We start from the raw sequence: 6,892 nt of genomic DNA on the forward strand, positions 1-6,892 counted from the left end.
CCAGCAGATCGTTAAATTTTGGCAGCTCCTCACTGGTGAGCTTGCGGATATCCATTACCAGAGTGAGTGGCTGTGACCCTTCAAACAGCTTCCCTGAACGCAGAGTGTGGCAACCATCTTCAGAAATGCTCAACCGGCTCACCAGATTAGCCTGTGAGAGGTCGTCGGGGTGGGAAATAAGGGTGACATCCCGATGTTCAGCACCGGTTTGGGCCACTAAAAGCTGCCGAACTTCATCATCACTGGCGACAAAACGAAAATCGAAAGAATGAGAGGCTCCGGGAAGCGAGGAATCCGTCGAGGATACGGTTCTCGCCCTGTCAGGCAACGTCATCGAAAGCGACGATCTATTGAGTTTGGAAGTGACACCAGAGCAGATAGCTTCAATCTTTGCCGGTGGAGCCAGCTTTGCTTCCCTTGCTGCCGACACACCCGTATTAAGCACAGGCCCACTTGATTGTTCACTAATCCGACCATCCATAGCCAACCTCCCTTCTGTGATCTGAAGTACTGCATTGAAACTCTTGAATGATTTGACCTTCAGGTAGGACAAAAGTTCTGTTTGGACAGTGAGCCGTCACTATTAAGGAAAGTCACGTATCCAACGACTCACACAACGAATTCAAATTCATGCTGTTCAAAAACTCTTCGACAATCATTGTCAAATCATTGGATGTAAGTATGAGAGCGTCACTGGCGTTTTGTGCCTCCCTTAAGTAGTCATCGTTAAATGAGTTCTGAAAACGGGGAGAGCTACAAATTTCAAACATCATGGTATACAGCTCACCTGCTGAGGATGGATCGTGGGCGCCATACTTGTATACGTCAACATCGCCCCAACAATACGTTAAACAACCGCCTTTCGAGTGTGTCACTTCATACAGGTAATGACAGAAGGCCTGCTGAATCGCTTTCTCGCATTTCTGTTTTAAACTATCTAAAAGTCTTTTGTCCTCATCGGATGCTTCGAGGGACTCTGGTTTGATTTTTTCCAATAACGGCTTCAGAGACGGGCTATCCTCAACTTTTCTTTTAAGCAGAGCTTCGACCTTTTCATTCATTTCTCTGCAGAACCAGAAAGGTGGCCCCAGGATAATCACCGGACGGTGGTTCGCCTTGCCCGAGTTTGACTGCACAAACGCGGGATGGTGCACTAACATTCGCTCTATATTGGGAATACCCTCAGGTTCGTCTGTCCAGGTGCTCTGCAAAGAGGAGCGGAGCATTTTATCTTCAAGGAGTGGCGAAAACCCATCATGACAATGAGTGACGAAAAAGGCATTACTTATTTCCCATTGGTAGCGCCGATAAGCTGATCGCCATATCTGGCTATTTTTTTCCTTGGACAATAGTCCCGTGTACCACATTTTCAGGCAATGGGTGGCTTTAACCTTCAGTTCATCAATGCTTTCCAGACGCGACAACAGCTCATGGTGTTGAATGGCCTCAATGATAAGCCTTTGATAAGTCGGCAGTGGATCCAGCCAACCAGATTCCAGGGCTTTATGGGCAAAGCGAATAACCGAGGGCCTGGTCAAGTCACTCTCTGTCAATATATCCGCTATTGAACTCAACCACTGCAGAGCACTGTTTCTTTCTCCGCTTTGGACAACCCTTTTTGAATGCAATGACTTGAGTGGTTCAGTAACCTGGTCTTCATCACTATTGGCCAGTATTTGTGTTACTACCTTCGACATCGGTCTACAGACAGGGCTGTTACGCTCAAGCACAGTACCGATCAATTGCTTCTCACGATAGCTCAATGTTTCTGCCTCCAGTAACATTGAGACACCCACGGAAAAACCGGGTAAATCTCCTCTCTCCCACAGTCTCCTTATCATCAGGTAAGTACTTGGTTTGATTTTTGGCAATGAGCTGTCTGTCTCAAGCGCGTTGTTCAATTCCTCAAGGCTGATACCACTGGCCTCAGCCAGAGCTTGCTGTTGTGCTAAATCAGCCCCTTTCAGGAGATCCCTGATCTTCTTTGACTGGGTGCCGGAGCCACTGACCCTTCTGGAGAGCTGGAAGTCAGATAGAATTTCTGTTGCCTCGACAGGGGCACCGCCCAAATCGACTGACACCCAGGTTTGGCCTCTATCCACAGAACACTCTGCAAAGGCGTGGGTACGGTTAGAAATTTGCCGACATGGAATGCCAAAATAACGGCAAAAAGCGATAAACACAGGTACACGATGGCGGCAGCTCCCTTGCCGCTGTGTGACGAGGAATTTAAAGAAATTGCCACTACTCTCTGGTTGAGCATTACCAGAAAACGTTCGGCAATAGTTCGCGATCGCCTTAATGCGTTGCACCGTGTTTTTAGCGTTTTGTATTGCCTCCAAAGGCACCTGTAGCTCAGTTGGTTGTTGGCCAATGGTCTCAAACAGACTCTTCAGTACTGCTTTCGTACCTTCCGAACAGCGGGCGTCAAAACGTGTTGTATGTGCTGGTCGGACTTCTCTGGCAGGTGTTTTTTTGTCCGCATCTGCGGGTTCTACGACATAAGCAACCTGAATACACTGTTGGGGTCTGGCTTCTGGAATAGACAGTGTGTGTAGCCCGGTATAGCGATCCCTGACCAAGGTAAATGATAAACCGGATTCTATGCGCAGGGCCACGATATAGTCGTTAGCCGTCAGGCTGGGCAATGTATATTGACCATTGTGGGATGAGATATTCAGGGTCGCCAGCGTTTGATCTCTGGCTAATGTCAGTTCCTGGTCACGTCCTGGCAACTGGGCAGGTACGAGGACTTCCGCCCCCAGCATGTATCGATCATTAATATTGATCAGTTTGATATGGCCCTCAGCAGACACATAAACATCCTCTGCCCACCACCGATAAATCCCGGGAAAATGGTTCGGCCAATCAAAAATTACATAGTCGTTAATTTTTGGTTTTTCCTCGCTCTCATAGCCGGTTTCCTGGTCCAATGCCGGAGCCTCTTTCTCGAGGACTTCGGGGATGTATTGTTCAGGGGCGTTATCAGTGTCAACCGCTGACGCTTCGTTAATATAATCGTCAACCAGATGGTTCAGCAGATCACTCAGCTGATGCCAGAACGCAGGCCACAATTGAACCGCGCCGAAGTTCCATGCACTTATTCGCGCATCAGCCTCCCGGAGATAAGTCTGGTTAGCTGATATTTTCAGCGTTTCTTCCTCTTCTTCCGTCAGGAAAAATACGTCACTGGCTTCGACTCCCGTCTGGCCGAACTCATGATCAAACCAGCGCTGCTGCCAGTGTCGGTAAAGTGCCTGGGTAAGTATATCGTCCGACAGATCCGGCTTCAGGGAAAGACCGGATGCCTGCCACCTGGCTTGAGCCACCCTCTTGATAATTTCTGTTCTGGCTTCCTCGTCACTCAGACGAGTGTTGATACGAATTTCATGTCGTTTTTCATCGATACTGTTGAGATCACTGCGTCGTATTAACCATGGACGATCCTTGCCCGATACCGTTTGGCTGAACCACTTGCAAAGTCCAGAATCAAGCTCGTCTTTACTCACGGCAAGAGCCGATGACTCGGGCAGTTTCTCCAACGATATCTTTGCAGCCATCAGATAAAGCCGGTAGTGCTGATTGAGGCATTGATGAAGCCCTTCTTCGGTAAAATCGCCCCCTCGGATGACGGCCCTGGCCACATTCTGTAAATCAAGACTGGTCGGCTGCAACGGCAGTTTTTTCTGCTGCAGGCAGGCCCTCAAAAGACAATGTTTTTTAGTCAGCTGTTCAGCCAGGATTTTCCCCTGCGGGTTGTCTGGCAACACTTTCTCTGCAATGGCCTGCAACTCTGCCGGGTTGTACTGCCGGATGGGTAAATGCCGGAAACGGCCTTTGAGCGCCGGTGATAAGGGTTTTCGCCCGCTGTACTTGGGTGGGTTGATGGTGGCAAACAGGTGAAATCCGGGATGAGCATCACCGGCCAGAATATCATTCAACTCACCTTCCAGGTGCTGGCTGTCGATCAGATTCATTTCTGAGATGACCACGATTACGCCATGCACTTTTGCCGTCTGGATCTTTTCACACACTTTGTCCCAGGAGCAATCACAGGCATTCAGGAGAAAGACCTCTGGCATGGATTCTCCCCGTTGCTCAGCCTGCCGTTTGACGCTTTCAATCACCAGATTCAGAGTGGCATCCTTACCCCGTCCAGCCGGGCCTTCAATCAGCGTCGCCTGACGGCCGTCGTGTTTCCTGTCAAGATGGTAAGCCTGCTGACAGCGGCTCAAATCCTGTCCAAGTCTTTGCACCAGCTGATGGACTGCTGATCCGGAAGTATCAAAGTCAGGTCGGGTTTTTTCGGTGAATTCTTTGAAGGCCTGCTTTATAGGGTACAGGGTGGTCTGGTTACGAACTTTGTCGCTCAGTGTGTTGTCCGGTTCGTAACGAGCAGCAAACCAGATCTCCAGAGCTGTCAGGGCATCCTGATAAGTTTCGCTGATTTCGGGACCCAGCACATCCTGAAAACTTTGCTGGATCAAACCGTTTATTTGTCTACCCGTAACAGTGTCGTTTACGCGCAGCGCACGATCCAGATACCAACCCAACCAACTGCAGATATCGGTCAAATCCCTGGGGGTAAACTCGTGCTCTGGCAACAGTTCCTGATAATATTGCCACAGCGTCATCACACATTCGGTGGCACTGTGTGCAATGTCGTTTATTTGAGGCTCCGGCAAATGCCGTTGTAACTGCCTGGCCAGAGCCGGTTCTACCACTCTGTCGCTAAGGAAAGCACGGTCTAGGCGGGGATAATAAGCTCTGGGCAGTTTCTCTTTCAGGGCCGGGTCCAGCTGGCGTCCGGCGTAATAATCCGGATTGCCGGTGAGAATCACCCGGTGTTTAGAGCTGACCTTGACAGGGTGCCCACTGACATAAATGCAGGGTTCTTTCGGTTCCCATAAGCCGTTCAAAGACGCCAGCAGTCCGGTTTTGGCCAGGTTGGCTTCATCCAGAATCAGGGTGACATATTCTCCGTCATTGTCGTGTGATGTCCTGGCCCATTCCATCAGCGCCCGGTTTTGCAGTTCCATAGAGCGATCGCTATCACCATGTTTATGCCATTGCCAGCGTTTCATCAGAGTCTGTTCGCTGTCAGAAGGCCCAAGGGAAATCACCGAAGCCTGTCCTGAAGCCTTCGCCATTCTGGCAGAAAAATAACTTTTCCCGGTGCCGGTTTCCCCCTGCAGGAATATAACGGGAGAGTCCACAAGTCGATCATGGAGTCGGGATAATCGACGGCTTTCACGATCCTGCTGACTCATCTCGCCGTGATAAAGATCCCGAGCCAGTGCTAACAAGGGTTTATCGGTGGAGCCCGTCCATTCCAGTGATTCAGACAGTCGATTTGCTATGTATTCAATGCCTGCTGCTTCAGAATTTGCTGTTCTGGCAATATAAAAACAATCGGTGGTCAGAGCGAGAATAGTATCGGATCGGGTTTGCCCTGATGGCAAAGGTAAGTGCCAGCCAGAAGTCAGTGCATCTTCCACACGTTTAATCTGTCCTGATGGCCTGATAGCTAAATGTTGATATGGCTCTGTTGCTGCCGGATCGACTGCCAACTGATACGCTATTGCCGCTCGTTGCTGTTCAGGCGCTTGGGCCACGATCATGGCACAGAGTCTGTCCAGAGATTCTTTTTCAGTCGCCCGTGAAAATGGACTTGCATAAGACAGTTGTAATTCTTCATTAAATAATGATGGCTCAAAGGCTCTGGCCAGTGGCCAAAGGTTCTGCTTCACAAATTCTCTATCCAACCGCAGGGCACTATTGATGATGGCATTTAACCGATCCGGGTCTGCCGAGGCGGTTTGAACATCATCGGGCATTAACTGCCAACAGGCCACTTTCATAAAATCCCGCACTGACTGATTCTGCCGGGTACCATGGGTGATGACGCTGTTGATGCCCTTGCGCCAGTGACGGGGCAGGAGCTGTGGGGACTGGTCAACCTGCTGTGCTCGCCGGGCAGCGAGTATCAGGTTATTTAACAACCCTTCGGTCATTTCAGGCAGAGGGTTACAAAGGTGGGGAGGTACCGTTTTAAACGCTTCGTACAGTATGTGAAGTGCTTGTTCTGGCAGCTCAGTCCGGGGGATATCATGCCTGTCCCCACTGATATCCCAGATATCAATCGCAGGACACGGCTTACCCGTGGCGATCATCGAACTCCATACCGAAGACGGGCTTTTTGCAGACTCTGGCCAGAGTAGGGTGACATGAGCTTTCGGGTAGGTCTGTAATTGACCATTGACCAACAGTGGTTGCCCGACAGCCAGAGGTTCCAGAAGCTGCTGAAGTATTGGGTTACTTTCCAGCCCCCTCAGTACAACCGGCTTGCCAGAGGTTAATGCTTTCTGCAACTGACTCTGACGTCGTTCAAAATGTGCCTTTTGTTCTGAGATGATATGGATATTATCAAATAGCTGACTGAGGCTGGTCTGTTCATTGACCTGAATCACCAAAGGTGCTTGCTGGCGATTGATCCAATGACTGGCCTGAGCGGTTTGCTGATACGTGACGGTAATAAAGTCGGCGTGAATTCCAATTGAGTGCTCATCGTTTTCTGCCAATCCCAGGGCTTCCGGCTGCTGATTGGTATGGGCAACCCGAAGTCGGGACTCCAGACCTGTGGTCTCGCGAATTGTCTGCAGTGAACCCAGTAAACAAAACCAGAGCGCCTCGGTGAGGGGAGATGTCACAGTGACTTCACCACCCGCCCGAACTTGTTCCAACAGAAAGGTGTTTGGGACTGCATAACCTTCCGGGGCAATGGCAATCGGATTCAGCCATTCACTGATATTACTCTGGTTAATGATGATCGGGTTTCCTGATGCGTTACCAGAGTGGGATAAGGAGTGGGACAGGCTTTGGAACATTGAAT

The 6,892-nt window shown here is 49.9% G+C and carries 2 protein-coding genes; both read right to left on the bottom strand.

The features are described 5' to 3' along the window. On the bottom strand, positions 1-481 hold a 481-nt coding region (locus tag KDK18_RS06100), incomplete at its 3' end, for a hypothetical protein (protein WP_257253959.1). A gap of 112 nt (positions 482-593) precedes the next feature. After that, positions 594-6,710 (bottom strand): AAA family ATPase, encoded by a 6,117-nt coding sequence (locus tag KDK18_RS06105; protein WP_257253960.1) that lies wholly within the window; start codon positions 6,708-6,710, stop codon positions 594-596. Between the last annotated feature and the right edge of the window lie 182 nt (positions 6,711-6,892).

It is taken from the genome of Endozoicomonas sp. SESOKO3 (genome assembly GCF_024606255.1).